The organism is Micromonospora sp. WMMA1996 (genome assembly GCF_002573675.1).
In the GTDB taxonomy this organism is placed as follows: Bacteria; Actinomycetota; Actinomycetes; order Mycobacteriales; family Micromonosporaceae; genus Micromonospora; species Micromonospora sediminicola.
Map to the genome: position 1 here is coordinate 3,107,501 of NZ_PDHU01000001.1, position 20,666 is coordinate 3,128,166.

Sequence of the window (20,666 nt, forward strand, 5' to 3'; positions counted from 1 at the left end):
GTGGTCAGCTCCTCGGCGAGCGCCCGCTGGGCCAGGCGCGCCTGCGGACGTTCCGCGGTCGCCTTCTCCAGCTCCTCCAGCTCCTCACGGGAGCGGAAGCTGAAGTACCGCAGGTAGCGGCTGACGTCCCGGTCGTCGGCGTTGACCCAGAACTGGTAGAACGCGTACGGGCTGGTCATCTGCGGGTCGAGCCAGACCGTGCCGGTCTCGCTCTTGCCGAACTTGGTGCCGTCTGCCTTGGTCACCAGCGGCGTGGTGAACGCCTCCACCGGACCGGCGCCGCGACGGCGGATGTAGTCCACCCCGGCGGTGATGTTGCCCCACTGGTCGGAGCCGCCGTACTGCAGCCGGCAGCCGTGCCGGCGGTGCAGCTCGAAGAAGTCGTTGGCCTGCAGGAGCTGGTAGCTGAACTCGGTGTAGCTGATGCCGCTCTCCAGCCGGGCCTTCACCACCTCCCGGGCCAGCATCTTGTTCACCGGGAAGTGCTTGCCGACGTCCCGGAGGAACTCGACCACCGACATCTCGCCGGTCCAGTCCAGGTTGTTGACCAGCTGGGCCGCGTTCTCCCCGGTGTACGTCACGAACGGCGAGAGCTGGTCGCGGATGCGCCGGACCCAACCGGCGATGACCTCGGGCGGGTTCAGCGTCCGCTCCGCGCTCTCCTTGGGGTCGCCGATCTGGCCGGTGGCGCCGCCGACCAGCAGCAGCGGCCGGTGTCCGGCGAGCTGGAGCCGGCGCGCCATGACGACCTGCATCAGGTTGCCGATGTGCAGGCTGGGCGCTGTGGGGTCGAAGCCCACATAGAAGGTGGTGCTCCCGCCGTCGAGCAGCTCGCGCAGCTCGTCGAGGCCGGTCGAGTCCTGGATCAGGCCCCGCCACAGCAGGTCTTCGGTCAGGGAGTCCCGCCCCTGCGGGAGGTTGCTGTCGGTCACGGTCACCGATTCTCCCCCATCCCCCGGCCCGGGCCGTACCCGGTTTGCCGACGGCGGGGCCGACTAGGCTGGCGGCGCCGTCGAGCGCGAGGAGGAACCGCGGTGGAGATGCCGAACCTGAGCGGGGGTTTCGTGGCCCTGTTGGGGCTGACGTTCGACGAGGTCAGCGGCGACCGGGTGGTGATCCGCTGGAAGGTGCGCCCGGAGCTGCACCAGCCGTACGGGATCCAGCACGGCGGCGTCTACTGCTCGGTGGTGGAGACCGCGGCCAGCGTCGGCGGCGCACTCTGGCTGGGCGATCGCGGCAACGTGGTCGGGGTGTCGAACCAGACCGACTTCCTGCGCGCGGTCCGTGACGGGGAGCTGACCGCGATCGGCACCCCGGTGCACCGGGGGCGCAGCCAGCAGCTCTGGCTGGTGGAGATCACCGACGGGGACGCGCGTCTGGTCGCGCGCGGCCAGGTGCGGTTGCAGAACCTCACCGCCGGCTGACGCATTCGCCCGAAACCGGGCGCTGACGCCGATATCGTCGCGTCGATGAGACCGCGCGCTGCCGATCCGACGTGAGGAAGCTCCTCGCCGTCACGCTGGGCGTGCTGTCGGCGGTCGGCGGCTTCGTCGACATCGGCGACCTGGTGGCCGCCAGCCAGGCCGGCGCGCTGTTCGGCATGGCCCACGCCTGGGTGCTGCTGGTCGGGGTGGTGGGGATCTGCGCGTACGCGGAGATGGCCGGCCGGATCGCGGCGGTGAGCGGCCGGGCGGTGTTCGACCTGGTCCGGGAGCGGCTCGGCCCGCGGGTGGCGCTGCTCAACCTGGTCGCGTCGTGGCTGGTCACGGTGGTCACCCTGGCGGCGGAGCTGGGTGGGGTGGCGCTCGCGCTGCAACTGGCGACCGGGCTGAGCCACCTGCTCTGGGTGCCGCTGGCCGCGCTGGCGGTCTGGCTGGTGCTGTGGCGGATGCGGTTCGAGCTGATGGAGCGGGTCTTCGGCCTGGCCGGGCTGGCGTTGCTGGTGTTCGCGGTCGCGCTGGTCGCGCTGCCGACCGACTGGGCGGAGCTGGGGCGCGGGGCGTGGCAGGTCGGCGCGGCCGGGCACGGCTGGCCGCTGTACTGGTTCGTGGCGGTGGCGCTGTTCGCGTCGACCGTCAGCCCGTACGAGGTGTTCTTCTTCTCCTCCGGCGGGGTCGAGGAGCGGTGGAGCGCGGCGGACCTGGCGCACGCCCGCTCCAACGTGCTGATCGGTTTCCCGGTGGGCGGGTTCCTGGCGCTGTCGCTGATCGCCGTGGCGACGGTGGCCTACCACCCGTCGGGGACGTCGTTGGGCACGCTGGACGAGGTGGCCCGGCCGGTGGCGACCGCGCTGGGCGGGGCCGGGCTGGCCGCGGCCGTGCTGGCGTTCTTCGCGGTGACGTTCGGCGCGGCGTTGGAGACCGGGCTGTCCGCGGCGTACGCGGCGGCGCAGTACTTCGGGTGGCAGTGGGGCAAGCGGGTCAGCCCCCGGGAGGCGGCCCGGTTCCACAGCGTCCTGCTGGTCGGGCTGCTGCTCGGGGTGGTGATGCTGATGACGACCGTGGACCCGGTGCGGTTGACCGAGTACATGCTGGTGCTGAGCGCGGTGGTGCTCCCGTTGACCTATCTGCCGATCCTGGTGGTGGCCAACGACCGGGGATACCTCGGCGACCGGGTCAACGGGTGGTGGACCAACCTGCTCGGCGCGGTGTTCCTGCTGCTGATCGTGGCCGCGTCGGTGGCGGCGATCCCGCTGGCGGTGATGACGGGGATGGGGCGATGAGGGTCCAGCTCGCGAAACGGCTGCTCGACCGGCAGATCGTCGACGTCGACGGTCGGCTCGTGGGGCGGGTCGACGACATCGCGTTCGCGGTCGACGACGAGGGCTATCCGTACGTGGACTGTCTGCTCACCGGTCAGGGGGCGCTCGGCCAGCGGATCGGCGGCTGGGTGGGGCGGCTGCTGGTGGGGGTGGCCGACCGGTTCACCGACGACCCGCCGGTGCCGCCGTTGCGCGTGCCGCTGGCCCAGGTGGCCCGGGTGGACAGCGCGGTCCGGTTGCGCTGCCGGGCCGCGGACCTGCCGCCGTCACCGGTGGAGTCGTGGCTGCGCCGGCACCTGATCGAACGGATCCCGGGGTCGAACCGTGCGAGCGGGTGAGCTTCTCGGCCGCACGGCGTACGACCTGCACGGGCAGCGGCTGGGCCGGGTGGTGGACGTGGTGGTGCGGGGCGGCTGGCCGCCGGACCGGCTGCGGATCACCGACGTGATCGTCGCCGGCCACTGGTGGACCCGGGTGACGAGCCGGCTGATCGGACCGGAACTGCACCCGTCCGGGCCGTGGCTGCTGCGGGCGGTCGCCCGGCTGATCGGGCGCAGCACGCACCAACTGCCGGCGGACGCGGTGCAGCTGCGGCCGCCGGTGCCCGGTTTCCCGTTCGGCCCGCCGGCCGACCGTCGGTGACCCGGGCCGGCCGGGAGACGGCTCAGTGCCGGGCCTCGTCCAGGGCCCGGGCCGTGGACCCGTCGGTCGCCTCGTCCGTGCCGTCGGCCGGGTCGGCGACGGTGTCCCCGTCGCCGTCGTCCGGGCCGCGCCGGCTGCGGCGGCGGACATGCACCTCGGTGATGGCGCGCTGGTCGACGCCGGCGACGGTCAGTTCCCAGCCGTCGACCTGGACCGTCTCCCCGGCGACCGTCGGGATGTGGCCGAGGCAGATCAGGACCAGCCCGGCGACGGTGGTGTAGTCGCCGGCCGGCCGGTTCGGCAGGTCCACGCCGACGTCGGTGAGGTCGTGCACCGGGAAGGTGCCGGGCAGCACCAGCGTCCCGTCGGCCTCGGTGCGGACCGCGCGCAGGTCCCGGTCGGTCTCGTCGTAGATCTCGCCGACGATCTCCTCGAGGATGTCCTCCAGCGTGACGATCCCGTCGACCGCGCCGCGCTCGTCCACCACCAGCGCGATGTGCTGGCGCTCGGCCTTGAACTGACGCAGCGCGTCGACCACGGGAAGCGAGTCGGGCAGCAGCATCGGCGGTCGGGCGATCTCGTCGACCGGCCGGTCGTCGGGGACGCCGACCAGGTCGCGCAGGTGGATCACGCCGACCGCGTCGTCCAGGCCGCCGTGGCGGACCACGGGCGCCCGGGAGTGGCCGGTCGCCGCGAGGACCAGCCGCGCGGCGTCCGCGGTGGTGCCGCTGTCGAGCGTGAAGACCTGCAACCGGGGTACGAGGACCGCGCGCAGCTGACGGTCGGCGATCTCCACCGCGCCGGCGATGATGGTGCGCTGCTCCTTGGTGAAGCCGTGGTTGCCGGCGACGATGTCGCGCAGCTCGTCCGGACCGATCTCGTCGGGCTCGTGCTTGGGGTCGAGGCCGAAGAGGCGGACCACCAGGTCGCTGGTGGCGCCGAGCGCCCACACCGCCGGCCGGGTCACGCTGGCCAGCATGTCCAGCGGGCGGGCCACCAGCAGCGCCCACCGCTCGGCGGACTGCATGGCGATGCGCTTGGGCGCCAGCTCGCCGAAGACCAGCGTGACGAACGTGAGGACCAGGGTGACCGCGACGATGGCGACGGTCTCGGCGGCGTCGCCGAACGCGCCGAGCAGCGGCACCAGCGGGCGGGCCAGCGAGACCGCGGCGGCGGCGGAGGCGAGGAACCCGGCGAGGGTGATGCCGATCTGGATGGTGGCCAGGAACCGGTTCGGGTCCTTGGCGAGGCGGGCCAGCGTGCGGCCGGCGCGGCTGCTGCGCTCCAGCCGCTGCAGCTGGCTGTCCCGCAACGAGACCAGGGCCATCTCGCTGCCGGCGAAGGCCGCGTTGACGATCACCAGCACACCGACCAGGGCCAACTGGCTCCAGTAGCTCTGCACGACCGGTTATCTCCCTCGACCCGATCCGGGTCGGCCGATGGCCGACTCGCCGGCCGGCAGGCCCGGTCGGCGTCGGCCCCTCTGTGCCCCGCGAGCGCACGCCTGAATCCTGCGAAGAGGCTGACCCCCGGTGGTTTCGGCCGGACTGCTTCGTGACCTGGGCGTCCGCCGCGCGGGACCGGACCGGACGGGCAGCGCGCCAGGCTCGCCCGTTGGTTCGGCCGGACCCGGGACCGACCGGCCGTCAGGCCGGGGTGGGCAGGTCCAGCACGTACGCGTCGCCCTCGGGACGGAAGCCGAGCCGGTGGTAGTAGGGGGCGACCATGCCCGGCGGGCTGACCACCCGGCGGAAGCCCCGGTCGGTGAAGAGGCGGCTGCGCCGGTAGACGAACTCGCCGGGGGTGAAGTCGCGGAACGGCGGGGTGACGTAGTCCAGGTCGATCTGGGCCACCCCGCCGGCCTCGGCGTGCGACACCATCACGCCCACCACCTCGTCGGACCGGACCACCAGGAAGGCGGAGCGGTCGGCGTCGGTCGGGTCCCACCGGAACGCCGGGTTGAACCGGGCGATGTCGGCGGCGTGCACCCGCAGCGTGTGGGCCAGGAACGCGTCGTCGGTGCCCACCTCCACCACCTGGTAGGTCTGCTCGTCGTGTCGGGTGGCCAGCAGCCGGCGCAGGTACCAGACGTTGATCACGGCGAGCACCACGTTCAGCCCGACCATCGGCCAGACGTGCACGGCGGCGTTGTAGCCGATCAGGATCAGGCAGCCGACCAGGTTGAGCGCGCGCAGCCGCAGGATGCGCGTCTGCAGCAGGGACCAGACCAGCAGCGCGGAGCCGGCCCAGCCGACGAGTTCCAGCCAGTTCACCCCGGGGAGACTAGTGGGCGCCCTGGTCAGCCGCCCCGGCGGGCAGCTCCAGCACGTACTCCTCGACCTCCGCGCCGCGGCCCGCGGCGTATCCGGAGTCCTCGCCGACCACGACGAAGCCGCACTTGCGCAGCACCGCGAGGGAGGCGGCGTTGTCCTTGGCGGCGCGGGCGTGCACCGGCCCCGGCGGCAGCTCGCGCAGCAGCGCGCGGAGCGCGGCGGTGGCGTGACCGCGACCCCAGCGGGCCGGGTCGATCCAGTAGCTGACCTCGGTGCGCTCACCGACCGGGAACGCGGCCACCCGCCCGACCAGCTCGCCGTCGACCACCACGGCGCGGTTGACGACCCGCTCGTCGGCGCGGATGCGCGCCCAGTGGGCGTCGAACGCGGCCCGGTCGGACGGGTCGGCCGGGCCGAACGCGGCCATCCAGGCGGCCTGCGGATCCTGCTCGTGGGCGAAGAACGCGGGCAGGTCGTCGTCGCGTACCGGGCGGAGCCGCACCTCACTGGTCACGGCCGGGAACGATACGCGGCCCCACCGACACCCTCGGGACCTCCGGCCCGCCACAGGTCCCGTCCGGCCCTGCCGCGCCGACCGCCGGCACCGCTACCAAGGAGGAGGAACGACACAGCCGAGGAGGCCGGACCATGCCGAAGTACGTCTACGACTTCATCGAGGGTGACCGGAGCCGGGCCGACCTGCTCGGCGGCAAGGGCGCCAACCTGGCCGAGATGACCCGGCTCGGGCTGCCCGTGCCACCCGGGTTCACCGTGACCACCGACGCCTGCCGCGCCTACCTGGCCACCGGCGCCCCGCCGGCCGGGCTGTACGAGGAGATCAACGCGCACCTGCGCGAGGTCGAGGCGCGGCTGGACCGGTGGCTGGGCGACCCGCGCGACCCGCTGCTGCTGGCGGTCCGCTCCGGCGGGCGGTTCTCGATGCCGGGGATGATGGAGACGATCCTGGACATCGGGCTGAACGACGCCACGGTGGCCGGGCTCGCCGCGCGCACCGGCGAGGAGCGCTTCGCCTGGGACTCCTACCGGCGGTTGATCCAGATGTTCGGCCGCACCGTGCACGGCATCCCGGCCGAGGAGTTCGAGCACGAGCTGGCGGCGGTGCGGGCCACCGCCGGGCCGGGCGGGCCGAGCGCCGAGCAGCTGCGCGACCTGGTCGACACGTACAAGAAGATCTTCGCCCGGCACGTCGGTCACGACTTCCCGCAGGCCCCGCACGAGCAGCTCTTCCTGGCCGTGCGGGCGGTGTTCTCCTCCTGGCACTCGGAGCGGGCCCGGATCTACCGGCGGCAGGAGCGGATCCCGGACGACCTGGGCACCGCGGTCAACGTGATGGCCATGGTGTTCGGCAACCTCGGCCCCGACTCCGGGACCGGGGTGGCGTTCACCCGCGACCCGGCCACCGGCGCGCCCGGCGTGTACGGCGACTACCTGACCGACGCGCAGGGCGAGGACGTGGTGGCCGGCATCCGCAACACGGTGCCGCTGACCGAGCTGGCCCGGCTGGACCCGGCGAGCTTCCACCGGCTGCGGGAGATCATGGCGACGCTGGAGCGGCACTACCGCGACCTGTGCGACGTCGAGTTCACCATCGAGCGCGGCCGGCTGTGGATGCTGCAGACCCGGGTCGGCAAGCGCACCCCGGCGGCCGCGTTCGTGATCGCCGCCCAGTTGGCCGAGGAGGGGCTGATCACCGCCGACGAGGCGCTGACCCGGGTCACCGGGGCGCAGCTCGCCCAGCTCGCGTTCCCCGCCTTCGACACGACCGGCGCGCCGGAGCCGCTCGCCGTCGGGGTGGGCGCGTCGCCGGGAGCCGCGGTGGGGCGGGTGGTGTTCGACTCCGCCGCCGCGGCGGCGGCCACCGGGCCGGTGATCCTGGTCCGCCCGGAGACCACCCCGGACGACCTGCCCGGCATGATCGCCGCGGCCGGCGTGCTCACCTCGCGCGGCGGCAAGACCTCGCACGCCGCCGTGGTGGCCCGGGGCATGGGCCGCACCTGCGTGTGCGGGGCGGACGCGCTGCGCATCGACGTCGAGCGCGGCGAGTTCCGCGTCGGCGACCGGGTGGTGCCGGCCGGGGAGCTGGTCTCGATCGACGGCACCAGTGGACGGATCTGGCTCGGCGAGGTGCCGGTGCAGCCGTCCCCGGTGGCCCGCTATCTGGCCGGTGAGCTGCACCCGGAGAGCGACCCGCTGGTCGCCGCCGTGCACCGCCTGCTCACGCACGCCGACGCGGTGCGGACGCTCGGGGTGCGGGCGAACGCGGACACGCCGGAAGACGCGCGCCGGGCCCGCCGCTTCGGCGCCGCCGGGATCGGGTTGTGCCGGACCGAGCACATGTTCCTCGGCGAGCGCCGGGAACTGGTCGAGCGGCTGATCCTGGCCACGGACCCGACCGAGCTGCGGGCGGCGCTGGACGCGCTGCTGCCGTTGCAGCGGGCCGACTTCGTCGGGCTGCTGGCCGCGATGGACGGTCTGCCGGTCACCGTGCGGCTGCTGGACCCGCCGCTGCACGAGTTCCTGCCGCCGCTGGCCGACCTGACCGCCCGGGTGGCCCGTGCCGAGGCGCGCGGCGAGGACCCGGGTCGCGACGCCACGCTGCTGGCGGCGGTGCGGCGGATGCACGAGGCGAACCCGATGCTCGGGCTGCGCGGCGTCCGGCTCGGGCTGGTGGTGCCGGGACTGTTCGCCATGCAGGTGCGGGCGCTCGCGGAGGCGGCCGCGCAGCGGCTGCGGGCCGGCGGCGACCCGCGCCCGGAGATCATGGTCCCGCTGGTCGGGGACGTGCGGGAACTCGCCGCCGTCCGGGACGAGGCGCGCCGTGTGCTGGCCGCTGTCGACGGCGCACCGGAGATCCCGATCGGCACCATGGTCGAGACGCCCCGGGCGGCGCTCACCGCCGCGGAGATCGCCGGCGAGGCGAGCTTCTTCTCCCTCGGCACCAACGACCTGACGCAGACCACCTGGGCGTTCTCCCGGGACGACGTGGAGGGGTCGTTCTTCCCCGCGTACCTGGCCCGGGGCATCTTCGGAGTGTCGCCGTTCGAGAGCGTCGACACCGCCGGCGTCGGGCGGCTGGTCCGGCTCGCCGTCGCCGAGGGCCGGGCGACCCGGCCGGACCTGACCGTCGGCGTCTGCGGCGAGCACGGCGGCGACCCCGACTCGATCGCGTTCTTCGCCGCGGCCGGACTCGACTACGTGTCCTGCTCGCCGTACCGGGTGCCGGTGGCGCGGTTGGCCGCCGGCCGGGCCGCGGTCGAGGCCGGCACCGACAACTCCGACTCCCGCTAGGAGGGCAGCGTCATGACCGCCATCTTCAACCCGACCGGCCTGGCCACCGTTCCCCCGGTCCCCCGGCCCGCGCCGCCGGCCCCGGACCCGGCGCCCGCCGCCCCCGAGCCGGTGGTCCCGACCGCCGTCGGTCCGGTGGGGCCGGTGCTGGAGCTGCCCGGCACGCCGGGCGCCGCGCTGGTGCCGGTGACCTGCTCCGGTCGCCCGGTAGGCGCGTTCGTCCTGGTCGACGGCCGGGTCCGCTACCGCCGGGTAGTCGACCCCGACCAGTTGGTCGCGGCCGCCACCGGCGCGTTCGCGGTGGCCGCGCTCACCGCCGCCGTGGCGCTGTGGTCCCGCCGCCGCCCACCGGCGGTCGGCACGGTGACGATGGGCCCCGGCGGCTGGCTCAGCCTCCGCGGCGCGTCGATCCCCCGCCCCCGCCCCGACGACCGTCCCTGGTGGGCCCGCCTCCTGCGGGCCCACCCCCTCCCCCGCTGACCCCCCCTGTCCGCGCCGGGCGGCCCGCCCGGCGCGGCGCCGGTCGTCGCGTCGACCCGGTCGGCGGGAGGGGCGTAGGTCCCGGGCACGGGGTCCGTGGGGCTCTGCCGGGAGGGCCGGCGGGGCGGGAGGCTCGGGGTGAAGGTCGAACGAGGGAGCGAGCATGAGCGGCAACCAGCGCACCGTGGATCCGTGGCGGGGATTCCGGGACGGACCGTGGCGGGAGACCGTCGACGTGGCCGACTTCGTCCGGCGCAACCACGAGCCCTACACCGGCGACGCGTCGTTCCTCACCGGCCCGACCCCCCGCACCCTCGCGGTGTGGGACCGGCTGCGGGCCCTGTTCCCGGAGGAGCGCCGGCGCGGGGTGTACGACGTGGACGTGGCGACCCCGTCGACCATCACCTCGCACGCGCCCGGCTACGTCGACCGGGAGCGCGAGCTGATCGTCGGGTTGCAGACCGACGCGCCGCTGCGCCGGGCGATCATGCCGGCCGGCGGGCTGCGGATGGTGGAGACCGCGCTGCGGGCGTACGGCCGCGAACCCGACCCGCGCGTGCACGAGATCTTCACCCGGTACCGCCGGACCCACAACGACGCGGTCTTCGACGCGTACCCGGAGGCGGTGCTGGCCGCCCGGCGCTCGCACGTGATCACCGGGCTGCCCGACGCCTACGGGCGGGGCCGGATCATCGGCGACTACCGCCGGGTGGCGCTGTACGGGGTGGACCGGCTGGTCGAGGAGCGGCGCGCCCACCGGGCCGCGCTGGACGACCGACGCAGCACCGACGACGTGATCCGGGACCGGGAGGAGCTGGCCGAGCAGATCCGCGCGCTCGGCGAGCTGAAGGAGATGGCGGCCTCGTACGGCTTCGACATCTCCCGCCCGGCCGCCACCGGGCAGCAGGCGATCCAGTGGCTCTACTTCGCCTACCTGGCCGCGACCAAGGAGCAGAACGGCGCGGCCATGTCGCTCGGGCGCACCGCCGGCTTCGTCGACGTCTACCTGCGGCGGGACATCGCCGAGGGGCGGCTGGACGAGACCGGCGCGCAGGAGCTGGTCGACGACTTCGTGATCAAGCTGCGGATCATCCGCTTCCTCCGCACCCCCGAGTACGACCAGCTGTTCTCCGGCGACCCGACCTGGGTCACCGAGTCGCTCGGCGGGATGGGCGCGGACGGCCGGCCGCTGGTCACCCGCACCACGTACCGCTACCTCCAGACGCTCTACAACCTCGGTCCGGCCCCCGAGCCGAACCTGACCGTGCTCTGGTCGCCCCGGTTGCCCGACGGGTTCAAGCGCTTCTGCGCCCAGGTGTCGCTGGACACCAGCGCCATCCAGTACGAGAACGACGAGCTGATCCGCCCCGCGTACGACGACGACACCGCGATCGCCTGCTGCGTGTCGGCCATGCGCGTCGGCCGGGACATGCAGTTCTTCGGCGCCCGGGCGAACCTGGCCAAGGCGCTGCTCTACGCGATCAACGGCGGCCGGGACGAGCTGACCGGCGCGCAGGTCGCCCCGCCGACCCCGCCGGTGGGCGGCGAGACGCTCGACCACGACGAGGTGCTCGCCGCGTACGACCGGACGCTGGACTGGCTCGCCGAGACGTACGTGGACGCGTTGAACGTGATCCACCACCAGCACGACCGGTACGCGTACGAGCGGCTGGAGATGGCGCTGCACGACCACCCGGTGCGGCGGTTCATGGCCACCGGCATCGCCGGCCTCTCGGTCGCGGTGGACAGCCTCTCGGCCATCCGGTACGGCCGGGTCAAGGTGCTGCGCGACGCGACCGGGCTGGCCGTCGACTACGCGGTCGAGGGCGAGTTCCCGACGTACGGCAACGACGAGGACCGGGCCGACGAGATCGCCGTGTGGCTGGTCGAGACGTTCGCCGCGAAGCTGCGCCGGCAGCGCACCTACCGGGACGCCGAACTGACCATGTCGGTGCTCACCATCACGTCGAACGTCGTCTACGGCACCCACACCGGCGCCACCCCGGACGGGCGGCGGGCCGGCGAGCCGTTCGCGCCCGGCGCCAACCCGATGAACGGCCGGGACACCCACGGCCTGGTCGCCTCGGCGCTGTCGGTGGCGAAGCTGCCGTACGACGCGGCCCGCGACGGTATCTCGTTGACCGGCACGGTCACCCCCGACGGCCTGGGTCACACCCGCGAGGAGCGGATCACCAACCTGGCCGGGGTGCTCGACGGCTACACCGACGCCGGCGGGTTCCACCTCAACGTCAACGTGCTGGACCGGGCCACGCTGCTGGACGCGATGGCCCACCCGGAGCGGTACCCGCAGCTCACCGTCCGGGTCTCCGGGTACGCGGTGAACTTCGTCCGGCTCACCCGTGAGCAGCAGCGGGACGTGGTGTCCCGGACGTTCCACGGGTCGCTGTGACCGACCGCCCGCCGGTGGCGCCCGTCGCGGCGCCACCGGTTCTCCACGGGGCGGTGCACTCCTGGGACACCTCGGTGGGGGTGGACGGGCCGGGCACCCGGTTCGTCGTCTTCCTCGCCGGATGCCCGCTGCGCTGCCGCTACTGCCACAGCCCGGACACCTGGTACGGGCGCAGCGGCCGGCGGCGCACGGTGGACGAGATGGTGGCCCTGGCGACCCGGTACCGCCGCTTCGTCGCGGTGGCCGGCGGCGGCGTCACGGTCAGCGGCGGCGAACCGTTGCTGCAACCGGCGTTCACCGGGGAGCTGCTGCGCCGCTGTCACGCGCTCGGCCTGCACACCGCGCTGGACACCTCCGGGTTCCTCGGCGACCGCGCCGACGAGTCGCTGCTGGACGCCACCGACCTGGTGCTGCTCGACGTGAAGGCGGGCAGCCCGGCGACGTACCGGCGGGTCACCGGCACCGGCCGGCTCGCGCCGACGCTGCGCTTCGCCCGCCGGCTGGCCGACCGGGGCACGCCGATGTGGATCCGGTACGTGCTGGTCCCGGGGCTGACCGACGCCCCCGACGAGGTGTCCCGGGTGGCCGACGCGGCCGCCGGGCTGGCCACCGTCGAGCGGGTCGAGGTGCTGCCGTTCCACCGGCTCGGCGCGCACAAGTACGCCGAGCTGGGCCTGACCTTCCCGCTGGCGGACACCGCACCGCCGGACCCGGAGCTGCTGGCCCGGGTACGCGGACAGTTCGCCGAGCGCGGCCTGACCGTCACCTGATCCGGCCGGCGCGACCCTAGGATGGGCGCATGCCTTCCGTACGATCGCGCCGCCGCCGGACCGCAGACCTCCGCACCGCGCTCGCGAGCGTGACCGGTGCGCGGGCCACGGGCGCCACGGCCGTCGGGGCGAAGGCCACCGGAGCGGGCGCGACCGGCGCGCGGGCCGTCGGCGCGCTGGCCCTGGGCGCCGTGGCGGTGGGCGCCCTGGCGGTGGGCTCGCTCGTGATCGGCCGGCTGGCAGTGCGCCGCGCGGTGATCCGCGAGCTGCGCATCGGTCGGCTGGAGGTGGGCGAGCTGGTCGTGCGGCGCACCACCGACCCGGGTCAGCTCGCCACGGACGTGGGATAGCCGTACAGGTCGAGCAGGCGCACCCGGGAGGCCTGCAGGCGATCCACCACGACGCTCATGAACCGGGCGGTGAGCTGCCGGCCGAGCGTGTCGTCGGACTCCATCAGCCGGCGCACCCCGTCCGCGTCCAGCTCGACCGCCGTGCTGCGCTGGGTGGCCACCGCGCCGAACTGCCAGCGGTAGGGCGGGAACAGCCAGGACCAGCCGAGCACCCCGCCCGCCCCGATCGTCTCGATGCCCACGTCGCCGCGACCGGGCACCGGGAAGTCCAGCGCGACCTGGCCGCCCCGGACCAGCCAGAACCGCTCGGCCGGCTGGCCGGCGCGGAACAGCCGGTGCCCGGGGTGCCAGACCACCGGGCGGGCGTACCCGGTGAGCCGGGGCAGCCACTCGTCGGGCAGCCCGGCCAGGAACGGGTGGACCCGGAGCATCTCCAGCGGGGTCATGGCGCCTCCACGGTCGGCAGAAGAAAGCCGTGGTCCCATCACACCCCGTCACGCCCCCGACGCGGAAGGGGCCGATGGTCCCGAGCTGCGCGGGGCGGCCGCCCCTGCCCCGGCACGGCCCGCGGGACCAGGCTGGAGGTGGACGAAGGAGGACGTGATGACCGACAGATCCGGTGCCCCCGTCGTGGTGGGTGTGGACGGTTCCCCGTCGGCGCTGGACGCGGTGCGGCTGGCCGCGCGGGAGGCGGTGCTCCGGCACCGGCCGCTGCGGGTGGTGAACGCGTTCCTGTGGCCGTTGCTCGGCACGCCGCTCGGTCCGGTCGCCGCCACGCTGCCCGACGACGAGCTGCGGCAGGAGGCCGGCAAGCTGGTCCAGGAGGCGATCGACGAAGCCCGCAAGGTCGACCCCGACCTGCCGGTGAGCGGAGCGGTGGTGGACGGCGGGCCGGTCGCGGTGCTGCTGCGGGAGAGTCGCGGCGCGGCGCTGCTGGTGCTGGGTCACCGCGGTCTGGGCGGCTTCGCCGAGCTGCTGGTCGGTTCGGCGGCGGTGCAGCTCTCCGCCCGCGCCGACTGCCCGGTGCTGATCGCCCGGGGCGACGCCCGGGCGGCCGGACCGGTGGTGGTCGGGGTGGACGGCTCCGCGCTGTCGACCGAGGCGGTCGGCTTCGCGTTCGCCGAGGCCGCCCGGCGCGGCGCCGACCTGGTCGTCGTGCACACCTGGCTCTATCCGCAGCCGGTGACGCGGCGGGAGAGCTACGGCGACATCATGCCCCTGGTGTACGACCCGGAGCGGCTGCGCGCGGACGAGGAGCGGGTGCTCGCCGAGTCGGTGGCCGGCTGGGCGGAGCGCTACCCGGAGGTCACGGTGCGGCCGAAGCTGATCGCCGCCACCCCGGCCCGGGCGCTGGTCGAGGAGTCCACCGACGCGCAGCTGACCGTGGTCGGCGCGCACGGGCGGGGCACCCTCGGCGGGCTGCTGCTCGGCTCGGTCAGCCACGCGGTGCTGCACCACTGCCGCAGCCCGCTGGCGATCGTGCGGCACCGCCGGGAGCCGGCCGGCTGACCGGTCCGCGTCCACGGGCGCCGGTCGGGTGCGCAGCCGCCCGACCGGCGCCCGGATCCGTGGCGTCGCCCGCGCGGCGGGGCCGGGACGGCCACAATGGCGGGAGTCGACCGAGGGGGTCCCGATGAACCGACCCGTCGTGGCGGGGGTGGACGGATCGCCGTCCAGCCTGGCCGCCGCCGAGCTGGCCGCCGCGACCGCCGTCGCGCGGTCCCGGCCCCTGCTGCTGGTGCACGGCTACCTGCACCCGCTCGGCTACGGGGTGCCGCTCAACCCGTACGACCTCGGGGTGCCGGCGCCGACCGAGGAGGCGGAGAAGATGCTGGAGCGCGTCGCCGCCGAGCTGGCCGAACGGCATCCCGGCCTGCGGGCGCAGGTGCGGCAGGTCGCCGGCGGCCCGGGCGCGGCCCTGGTCGAGGAGTCGCGCCGGGCCGAGCTGGTGGTGGTGGGCAGCCGAGGCGTGGGCGGCTTCGCCGGCCTGCTGCTCGGCTCGGTGGGCGGGCAGCTGGCACAGCACGGGCACTGCCCGGTGCTGGTGGTCCGCCCGGCCGAGGAGCCGATCCCGGTGGGCGGCCCGGTGGTGGTCGGCGTGGACGGCTCCGACTCCGCGGCGTACGCGGTGGAGCTGGCCGCCGACGAGGCCGACCGCCGCGACGCCGAGCTGGCGCTGCTGCACGTCCGGTCGCCGGAGCGCGGCGCGGTGGCGCCGGAGGTCGCCGCCGAGGCGGGCGCCGCCGAGCGGGCCGAGGCGACGGAGCTGCTGGCCACGGCGGCCGACACGGTCCGCCGGGAGCATCCGGGACTGCGGGTGACCGAGCGCGCCGTCGTCGCCGCCTCCCCGGAGTCCGCGCTGCGGGAGGCGAGCGGCGAGGCGTCGCTGGTGGTGGTCGGCTCCCGGGGTCGGGGCGGCTTCGCCGGGCTGCTGCTCGGCTCGGTCAGCCAGGCCCTGGTGCAGCACGCCCACTGCCCGGTGCTGGTGGCCCACCGGCCGGAACCGGCCGACGACTGACCTCGGTCGGCGACCGGTCCGGCCGAGCCGGGTTCAGGACGGGTCGCGGCCGGCGAGCAGGTCGGCGAAGTCGGTGGTGAGCGCGAACGGGTCGGCCGGGCCGGTCGCGGGCGGTCGGTGGTCCACCTGCTCGGCCAGTTCGCCGGCGGCCCGCCGGATCCGGACCCGCAGCGCGCTGTCGCCGTCGTCGCCGGCCCAGTCCTCGGGCGCGGCGAAGACCGCCGTCGGCAGCACGACCGCCCGCAGGTACGTGAACATCGGGCGCACCGCGTGCTCCAGCGCCAGCGAGTGCCGCGCGGTGCCACCGGTCGCCGCGATCAGCACCGGCTTGCCGGCCAGCGCGTCCCGGTCGACCACGTCGAAGAAGGACTTGAACAGCCCGTTGTAGGACGCGTTGAACACCGGCGTGACGGCGATCAGCCCGTCGGCCGCCGCGACCGCGTCCAGCGTCCGGCGCAGCGCGCCCGGTGGGAAGCCGGTGAGCAGGTGGTTCACCACGTCGTGCGCGTGCTCGCGCAGCTCCACCGCGTGCAGGTCGACGTCCGCGCCACGACCGGCCAGCTCGTCGCGGGCGGCCGCGGCGAGCTGGTCGGCGAGCAGGCGGGTGGACGAGGGCTGGCCGAGACCGGCCGAGACGACCGCGAGCGTACGCCGGGTCACCGGTCCTCCTCCGTGGTCGTCGCGGCGTCGCGGGCGGCGAGCAGGGCGGCGTGGGTGGGCGCCTCGGGCACGTGCGCGGGACGCATCGAGTCGAACTCCTTGCGCAGCACCGGGACCACCTCCTCGCCCAGCAGGTCGAGCTGCTCCAGCACCGTCTTCAGCGGCAGGCCGGCGTGGTCCATCAGGAACAGCTGCCGCTGGTAGTCGCCGACGTACTCGCGGAAGCCCAGCGTGCGGTCGATGACCTGCTGCGGGCTGCCCACGGTCAGCGGCGTCTCCCGGGTGAACTCCTCCAGCGACGGGCCGTGCCCGTAAACCGGGGCGTTGTCGAAGTAGGGCCGGAACTCGCGCACCGCGTCCTGGGAGTTGCGGCGCATGAAGACCTGCCCGCCGAGGCCGACGATCGCCTGGTCGGGTGAGCCGTGGCCGTGGTGCGCGAAGCGCTCACGGTAGAGGCCGACCATCCGCTGGGTGTGCTCCTTGGGCCAGAAGATGTGGTTGGCGAAGAAGCCGTCGCCGTAGTAGGCGGCCTGCTCGGCGATCTCGGGGCTGCGGATGGAGCCGTGCCAGACGAACGGCGGGATGCCGTCGAGCGGGCGCGGGGTCGAGGTGAACGACTGCAGCGGGGTGCGGAAGCGTCCCTTCCAGTCGACCACGTCCTCGCGCCACAGCCGGTGCAGCAGGTCGTAGTTCTCGATAGCGAGCGGGATGCCGTTGCGGATGTCCTGCCCGAACCACGGGTAGACCGGGCCGGTGTTGCCGCGCCCCATCATCAGGTCCACCCGGCCGTCGGCCAGGTGCTGGAGCATCGCGTAGTCCTCGGCGATCTTCACCGGGTCGTTGGTGGTGATCAGCGTGGTCGAGGTGGACAGCAGCAGCCGCTCGGTGCGCGCGGCGATCCAGCCGAGCATGGTGGTCGGCGACGACGGCACGAACGGCGGGTTGTGGTGCTCGCCGGTGGCGAACACGTCCAGCCCGACCTCCTCGGCCTTGAGCGCGATGGTGGTCATGGCCGTGATCCGGTCGCGCTCGGAGGGCAGCCGACCGGTGGTCGGGTCGACCGTGACGTCACCTACGGTGAAGATTCCGAACTGCATGACCAGCTCCTCGGGTGGGGTGCGGACCGGGCGGTCCGGGGATCGCCCCGCACAACATACTTGACGAGTCAACTATTCCAGGAGGCGCGTGGCCCCGACCGTCCGGCTAACCTTGCCGCGATGACGTACCCCTGGCTCCGGGCCCCGGCGGCGCGGGTCGCGGCCACCGCGCAGACCCTCCTCGGCTGGACCGTCTCGGCGAACGGCGTGCGCGTGCGGTTGACCGAGGTCGAGGCGTACGCCGGCACCGGCGAGGACCCCGCCTCGCACGCCCACCGCGGACCCACGCCCCGCAACCAGGTCATGTTCGGCCCCGCCGGGCACGTCTACGTGTACTTCGTGTTCGGCATGCACTGGTGCGCCAACATCGTCTGCGGTCGGGACGGCGAGGCGGCGGCCGTGCTGCTGCGCGCCGGCGCGGTGGTGGACGGGATCGAGACCGCCCGGGAGCGCCGCCCCCGCGCGTCGGACCGGGACCTGGCGCGCGGGCCGGCCCGCCTGGTCAGCGCGCTCGGCCTCGGTCGGGACGCCAACGGCACCTCGGCCGTCGACGGCACCGGCCCGCTGCTGCTGACCCCGCCCGGAACGCCGGTCGACCCCGCGCGGATCGTCGCCGGCCCGCGGGTCGGCGTGGCCGCCGCCCACGACCTGCCGTGGCGGTTCTGGCTGGCCGACGAGCCCACCGTGAGCGTCTACCGCCGCCACACCCCCCGCCGCCGCTCGCCGCTCCCCCGCTAGCCCCCCACCCCGCCCGCACCCGCCCGGCGCCCGCGCCGCGCCCGCCGACCCCAGCCACGCCGATCAAGGGGTTCGCGTCACGGCAGGAGAGGGCGGCTGACGCTAACTCCTTGATCAACGCGCGGCGCGGGCGGGAGGAGCGGGAAGGCAGGTGGGGTGGGGTGGCAACCCGATGGTCCCGCGGAGCGTCTCACTGTCAGGAGGGCAGGGCGTTGCGCACGAGTGACTTTCAACGGGGTGTTGACAACATGCCGCTATCGGGTGTGGGATGGACGACATGGTCACCGTGGACAACGACCCGTTCACCGCTCCGGATGCTGCCCAGGCCCGCGCGCACCGCAACTACGCGGCGCTGCTGCGGATCGCCGAGCGGCACGCCGGCACCAACTCCCGCCGTCGCCGCTACGCGCACCCCGACGTGCCCGACGCGTACGAGGCGGCCACGCTGGTGATGGCGCTCGCCGGCGGCGCCGAACTGCAGGAGGGCGAGGAACCGGTCGACCAGGCCGACCTGATGGCCGCGCTGACCCTGATCCCGCACGTGCGGGCCGAGGTCGACGTGCTGGAGGCCGGGCTGCTGCAGGTGGCCCGCGGGCGCGGCATGACCTGGCAGGCGATCGCGTTCGGGCTGGGGCTGGGCAGCGCGCAGGCCGCCCGGCAGCGCTACGAGCGGCTCACCGTCCGCACCGGCACCGGCGACTGAGCCTCGGGCCGGCGGACTGTCACAGCGGCGGGCGAGACTGTGCCGGACGACGGCACGGGAGGACGCGATGACGCGCGAGGAGATGCTGGCCTACTGCCTGGCCAAGCCGGGAGCCTGGCTCGACCGGCCGTGGGAGGGCGACGAGGTGGTGAAGGTGGGCAGCCGGATCTTCGCCTTCCTCGGCTCGCCCGAGGGCGAGGCCAGGATCGGCGTCAAGTGCGGCCCGACGCGGGAGGTCGCCGACGAGTGGGTGCACCGGTTCCCGGCCGACGCCCGCCCGTCGCCCTACATCGGCCGGTCCGGCTGGAACACGCTGCGCCTCGAGGGCGGCATCCCCGACGACGAACTGGTCGACGCCGCCGACGGGTCCTACGACGCGGTGGTGGCCAAGCTGCCGAAACGCGAGCGGCCGGCCGGTTGACCGCCCGCGGGGCAGGACGCCGCTCGACCGGGGCGGGCCAGCGCCCGCCCCGGGACCGGGTGGCTCAGCGGGGCACGACCCCCTCGGCGGCCCACTCCCGCCACCCCGCCAGCTTGTCCGCCGCGGCGGCGAGCTGATCGGCGACCGGCCCGGGGCCGGTGGAGCCGGGGGTGGTGCGGGCCGCGAGGGCCGAGCGCACCGAGAGCACGTCGCGCACCGACGGGTCCAGGTGCTCGCTGACCGCGGCCAGATCGGCGTCGGAGACCTCGTCCAGCGCGCAGTCGCGGGCCGCGCAGAGCGCGACCAGCCGGCCGGTGATCTCGTGCGCGTCGCGGAACGGCACGTTGCGCCGGACCAGCCAGTCGGCGACCTCGGTGGCCAGGGAGAAGCCGGACGGCGCGCTGGCCACCAGACGGTCCACCCGGACCGTCATCGTGGAGATCATCCCGGCCAGCGCGGGCAGCAGCAGCTCCAGCGTGTCGACCGCGTCGAACGCCGGCTCCTTGTCCTCCTGCATGTCCCGGTCGTAGGTCATCGGCAGGCCCTTGAGCATGGTCAGCACGCTCATCAGGCCACCGACCAGCCGGCCGGACTTGCCCCGGGCCAGCTCGGCGATGTCCGCGTTCTTCTTCTGCGGCATGATCGACGAGCCGGTGGCGAACGCGTCGTCCAGCTCCACCCAGCCGAACTCCTGCGACGTCCAGAGCACCACCTCCTCGCCGAGGCGGGACAGGTGCACGCCGACCATCGCGGTGACGAAGAGGAACTCGGCCACGAAGTCCCGGTCGGCGACCGCGTCCATCGAGTTGGCGAACGAGGTGCGGAAGCCCAGCTCCTTGGCGACGGCCACCGGGTCCAGCGGCAGACCCGAGCCGGCCAGCGCGCCCGCCCCGAGCGGGCTGATCGCGGTCCGCTCGTCCCAGTCGCGCAGCCGCTCCAGGTCGCGCAGCAGCGGCTGCACGTGGGCCAGCAGCCAGTGCCCGAACGTCACCGGCTGGGCGTGCTGCAGGTGCGTCATGCCCGGCGCCGCGGTGTCGACGTGCCGCTCCGCCTGCTCGACCAGCGCCTCGGCCAGCTCGACCAGCCGGGCCGCCACCCCACGGGCGTGGTCACGCAGGTAGAGCCGCAGGTCGGTGGCGACCTGGTCGTTGCGGGACCGGCCGGCGCGCAGCTTGCCGCCGAGGCTGCCCAGCCGTTCCAGCAGGCCCCGCTCCAGGGCGGTGTGCACGTCCTCGTCGTCCACCGTGGGACGGAACGCGCCGGACGCGCACGCCGCCTCCAGGTCGTCCAGCGCGGCCAGCATCCGACCCAGCTCCTCCGGGTCGAGCAGACCGGCGCCAGCGAGGACCCGGGCGTGCGCCCGGGAACCGGCGAGGTCGTACGGGGCGAGACGCCAGTCGAACTGGACACTCACCGACAGCCGCGCGAGCGCCTCGGCGGGACCGCCGGCGAACCGGCCTCCCCAGAGGCTCGTCCGGTTGGTGGCGGCGCTGTTCTCGGTCAGGCTCTTGTCGTCCACCCCACCCATTGTGAA

The 20,666-nt window shown here is 74.6% G+C and carries 22 protein-coding genes (1 of these 22 cut by a window edge); 14 read left to right on the top strand and 8 right to left on the bottom strand.

Going from position 1 to position 20,666, the window contains the following annotated elements:
• A protein-coding gene (gene tyrS, locus COO58_RS14155) for a tyrosine--tRNA ligase (RefSeq protein WP_098746352.1) crosses the window boundary here: on the bottom strand, window positions 1–932 show its 5' portion. 352 nt of this gene lie to the left of the window's left edge; only the first 932 of its 1,284 coding nucleotides appear in the window; the start codon lies at window positions 930–932; its stop codon lies off the left edge, out of view.
• Window positions 933–1,040: 108 nt separating this feature from the next.
• On the opposite strand from tyrS, the gene COO58_RS14160 reads away from it, so the two are divergent.
• The 4 genes from COO58_RS14160 (at window position 1,041) to COO58_RS14175 (ending at window position 3,403) form a co-directional block, all read left to right on the top strand.
• Window positions 1,041–1,424, top strand: a complete 384-nt coding sequence (locus COO58_RS14160; protein WP_176558876.1) for a PaaI family thioesterase — start codon at window positions 1,041–1,043, stop codon at window positions 1,422–1,424.
• A 71-nt stretch (window positions 1,425–1,495) separates the two neighbouring features.
• Entirely contained in the window at window positions 1,496–2,722 is a 1,227-nt protein-coding gene (locus tag COO58_RS14165; protein WP_098745305.1) for an NRAMP family divalent metal transporter, read from the top strand.
• Window positions 2,719–3,099, top strand: a complete 381-nt coding sequence (locus COO58_RS14170) for a hypothetical protein (protein WP_091577890.1) — start codon at window positions 2,719–2,721, stop codon at window positions 3,097–3,099. The genes COO58_RS14165 and COO58_RS14170 overlap by 4 nt, the downstream gene beginning before the upstream one ends.
• On the top strand, window positions 3,086–3,403 hold the full coding sequence (locus tag COO58_RS14175) for a hypothetical protein (RefSeq protein WP_091577892.1): 318 nt from the start codon (window positions 3,086–3,088) through the stop codon (window positions 3,401–3,403). The genes COO58_RS14170 and COO58_RS14175 overlap by 14 nt, the downstream gene beginning before the upstream one ends.
• A 22-nt stretch (window positions 3,404–3,425) precedes the next feature.
• On the opposite strand, the gene COO58_RS14180 is transcribed toward COO58_RS14175, so the two are convergent.
• From COO58_RS14180 to COO58_RS14190, 3 genes are all read right to left on the bottom strand, one after another.
• Window positions 3,426–4,805, bottom strand: a complete 1,380-nt coding sequence (locus tag COO58_RS14180) for a hemolysin family protein (protein ID WP_255292620.1) — start codon at window positions 4,803–4,805, stop codon at window positions 3,426–3,428.
• 244 nt (window positions 4,806–5,049) lie between these two features.
• A complete protein-coding gene (locus COO58_RS14185; protein ID WP_091577894.1) occupies window positions 5,050–5,676 on the bottom strand; it encodes a YgjV family protein in 627 nt (208 codons plus the stop codon).
• A 10-nt stretch (window positions 5,677–5,686) separates the two neighbouring features.
• On the bottom strand, window positions 5,687–6,190 hold the full coding sequence (locus tag COO58_RS14190) for a GNAT family N-acetyltransferase (RefSeq protein ID WP_091577897.1): 504 nt from the start codon (window positions 6,188–6,190) through the stop codon (window positions 5,687–5,689).
• A 134-nt stretch (window positions 6,191–6,324) separates the two neighbouring features.
• Here COO58_RS14190 and ppdK point away from each other — a divergent pair, with 134 nt between their 5' ends.
• From ppdK to COO58_RS14215, 5 genes are all read left to right on the top strand, one after another.
• Window positions 6,325–8,985, top strand: coding sequence for a pyruvate, phosphate dikinase (gene ppdK, locus COO58_RS14195; protein ID WP_098745307.1), 2,661 nt, complete (start codon window positions 6,325–6,327; stop codon window positions 8,983–8,985).
• Window positions 8,986–8,997: 12 nt separating this feature from the next.
• Window positions 8,998–9,465: a hypothetical protein gene (locus COO58_RS31125; RefSeq protein ID WP_091577903.1), complete on the top strand. Its 468-nt coding sequence runs from the start codon at window positions 8,998–9,000 to the stop codon at window positions 9,463–9,465.
• Window positions 9,466–9,628: 163 nt separating this feature from the next.
• Window positions 9,629–11,875, top strand: a complete 2,247-nt coding sequence (pflB, locus tag COO58_RS14205; RefSeq protein WP_098745308.1) for a formate C-acetyltransferase — start codon at window positions 9,629–9,631, stop codon at window positions 11,873–11,875.
• On the top strand, window positions 11,872–12,645 hold the full coding sequence (gene pflA, locus COO58_RS14210) for a pyruvate formate-lyase-activating protein (protein ID WP_255292621.1): 774 nt from the start codon (window positions 11,872–11,874) through the stop codon (window positions 12,643–12,645). Before pflB ends, pflA begins: the two co-directional genes overlap by 4 nt.
• Before the next feature lie 29 nt (window positions 12,646–12,674).
• A complete protein-coding gene (locus COO58_RS14215) occupies window positions 12,675–12,995 on the top strand; it encodes a hypothetical protein (protein WP_218012360.1) in 321 nt (106 codons plus the stop codon).
• On the opposite strand, the gene COO58_RS14220 is transcribed toward COO58_RS14215, so the two are convergent.
• Window positions 12,971–13,441, bottom strand: a complete 471-nt coding sequence (locus COO58_RS14220) for a cyclic nucleotide-binding domain-containing protein (protein ID WP_098745310.1) — start codon at window positions 13,439–13,441, stop codon at window positions 12,971–12,973. The two genes, COO58_RS14215 and COO58_RS14220, sit on opposite strands and share 25 nt — an antisense overlap.
• 157 nt (window positions 13,442–13,598) lie before the next feature.
• On the opposite strand from COO58_RS14220, the gene COO58_RS14225 reads away from it, so the two are divergent.
• Together COO58_RS14225 and COO58_RS14230 are read left to right on the top strand one after the other, a co-directional pair.
• Window positions 13,599–14,504: a universal stress protein gene (locus COO58_RS14225; RefSeq protein ID WP_091577915.1), complete on the top strand. Its 906-nt coding sequence runs from the start codon at window positions 13,599–13,601 to the stop codon at window positions 14,502–14,504.
• Window positions 14,505–14,628: 124 nt separating this feature from the next.
• On the top strand, window positions 14,629–15,513 hold the full coding sequence (locus tag COO58_RS14230; RefSeq protein ID WP_091577917.1) for a universal stress protein: 885 nt from the start codon (window positions 14,629–14,631) through the stop codon (window positions 15,511–15,513).
• A 33-nt stretch (window positions 15,514–15,546) separates the two neighbouring features.
• On the opposite strand, the gene COO58_RS14235 is transcribed toward COO58_RS14230, so the two are convergent.
• Together COO58_RS14235 and COO58_RS14240 are read right to left on the bottom strand one after the other, a co-directional pair.
• Window positions 15,547–16,173 carry an FMN reductase gene (locus COO58_RS14235; RefSeq protein ID WP_098745311.1) on the bottom strand — a complete coding sequence of 209 codons (627 nt, stop codon included), beginning with the start codon at window positions 16,171–16,173 and terminating at the stop codon, window positions 15,547–15,549.
• A complete protein-coding gene (locus COO58_RS14240; RefSeq protein WP_091577923.1) occupies window positions 16,170–17,270 on the bottom strand; it encodes an LLM class flavin-dependent oxidoreductase in 1,101 nt (366 codons plus the stop codon). The genes COO58_RS14235 and COO58_RS14240 overlap by 4 nt, the downstream gene beginning before the upstream one ends.
• 120 nt (window positions 17,271–17,390) lie before the next feature.
• Here COO58_RS14240 and COO58_RS14245 point away from each other — a divergent pair, with 120 nt between their 5' ends.
• From COO58_RS14245 to COO58_RS14255, 3 genes are all read left to right on the top strand, one after another.
• Window positions 17,391–18,008, top strand: a complete 618-nt coding sequence (locus COO58_RS14245) for a DNA-3-methyladenine glycosylase (protein WP_091577925.1) — start codon at window positions 17,391–17,393, stop codon at window positions 18,006–18,008.
• Between the two features lie 268 nt (window positions 18,009–18,276).
• Window positions 18,277–18,711, top strand: a complete 435-nt coding sequence (locus tag COO58_RS14250; RefSeq protein ID WP_245666715.1) for a DNA-binding protein — start codon at window positions 18,277–18,279, stop codon at window positions 18,709–18,711.
• Window positions 18,712–18,778: 67 nt separating this feature from the next.
• On the top strand, window positions 18,779–19,132 hold the full coding sequence (locus tag COO58_RS14255; protein ID WP_091577928.1) for an MmcQ/YjbR family DNA-binding protein: 354 nt from the start codon (window positions 18,779–18,781) through the stop codon (window positions 19,130–19,132).
• Between the two features lie 64 nt (window positions 19,133–19,196).
• Here COO58_RS14255 and argH read toward each other — a convergent pair whose 3' ends face one another.
• A complete protein-coding gene (argH, locus tag COO58_RS14260; protein ID WP_091577930.1) occupies window positions 19,197–20,660 on the bottom strand; it encodes an argininosuccinate lyase in 1,464 nt (487 codons plus the stop codon).
• Window positions 20,661–20,666: the final 6 nt, after the last annotated feature.

Coding starts and splice junctions, on each gene's coding strand:
- COO58_RS31125 (WP_091577903.1), top strand. CDS start 8,998: ATGACCGCCATCTTCAACCCGACCGGCCTGGCCACCGTTCCCCCGGTC.
- COO58_RS14250 (WP_245666715.1), top strand. CDS start 18,277: ATGGACGACATGGTCACCGTGGACAACGACCCGTTCACCGCTCCGGAT.
- COO58_RS14160 (WP_176558876.1), top strand. CDS start 1,041: ATGCCGAACCTGAGCGGGGGTTTCGTGGCCCTGTTGGGGCTGACGTTC.
- ppdK (WP_098745307.1), top strand. CDS start 6,325: ATGCCGAAGTACGTCTACGACTTCATCGAGGGTGACCGGAGCCGGGCC.
- COO58_RS14255 (WP_091577928.1), top strand. CDS start 18,779: ATGACGCGCGAGGAGATGCTGGCCTACTGCCTGGCCAAGCCGGGAGCC.
- COO58_RS14230 (WP_091577917.1), top strand. CDS start 14,629: ATGAACCGACCCGTCGTGGCGGGGGTGGACGGATCGCCGTCCAGCCTG.
- COO58_RS14225 (WP_091577915.1), top strand. CDS start 13,599: ATGACCGACAGATCCGGTGCCCCCGTCGTGGTGGGTGTGGACGGTTCC.
- COO58_RS14170 (WP_091577890.1), top strand. CDS start 2,719: ATGAGGGTCCAGCTCGCGAAACGGCTGCTCGACCGGCAGATCGTCGAC.
- argH (WP_091577930.1), bottom strand. CDS start 20,660: ATGGGTGGGGTGGACGACAAGAGCCTGACCGAGAACAGCGCCGCCACC.
- pflB (WP_098745308.1), top strand. CDS start 9,629: ATGAGCGGCAACCAGCGCACCGTGGATCCGTGGCGGGGATTCCGGGAC.
- COO58_RS14220 (WP_098745310.1), bottom strand. CDS start 13,441: ATGACCCCGCTGGAGATGCTCCGGGTCCACCCGTTCCTGGCCGGGCTG.
- COO58_RS14245 (WP_091577925.1), top strand. CDS start 17,391: ATGACGTACCCCTGGCTCCGGGCCCCGGCGGCGCGGGTCGCGGCCACC.
- COO58_RS14215 (WP_218012360.1), top strand. CDS start 12,675: ATGCCTTCCGTACGATCGCGCCGCCGCCGGACCGCAGACCTCCGCACC.
- COO58_RS14240 (WP_091577923.1), bottom strand. CDS start 17,270: ATGCAGTTCGGAATCTTCACCGTAGGTGACGTCACGGTCGACCCGACC.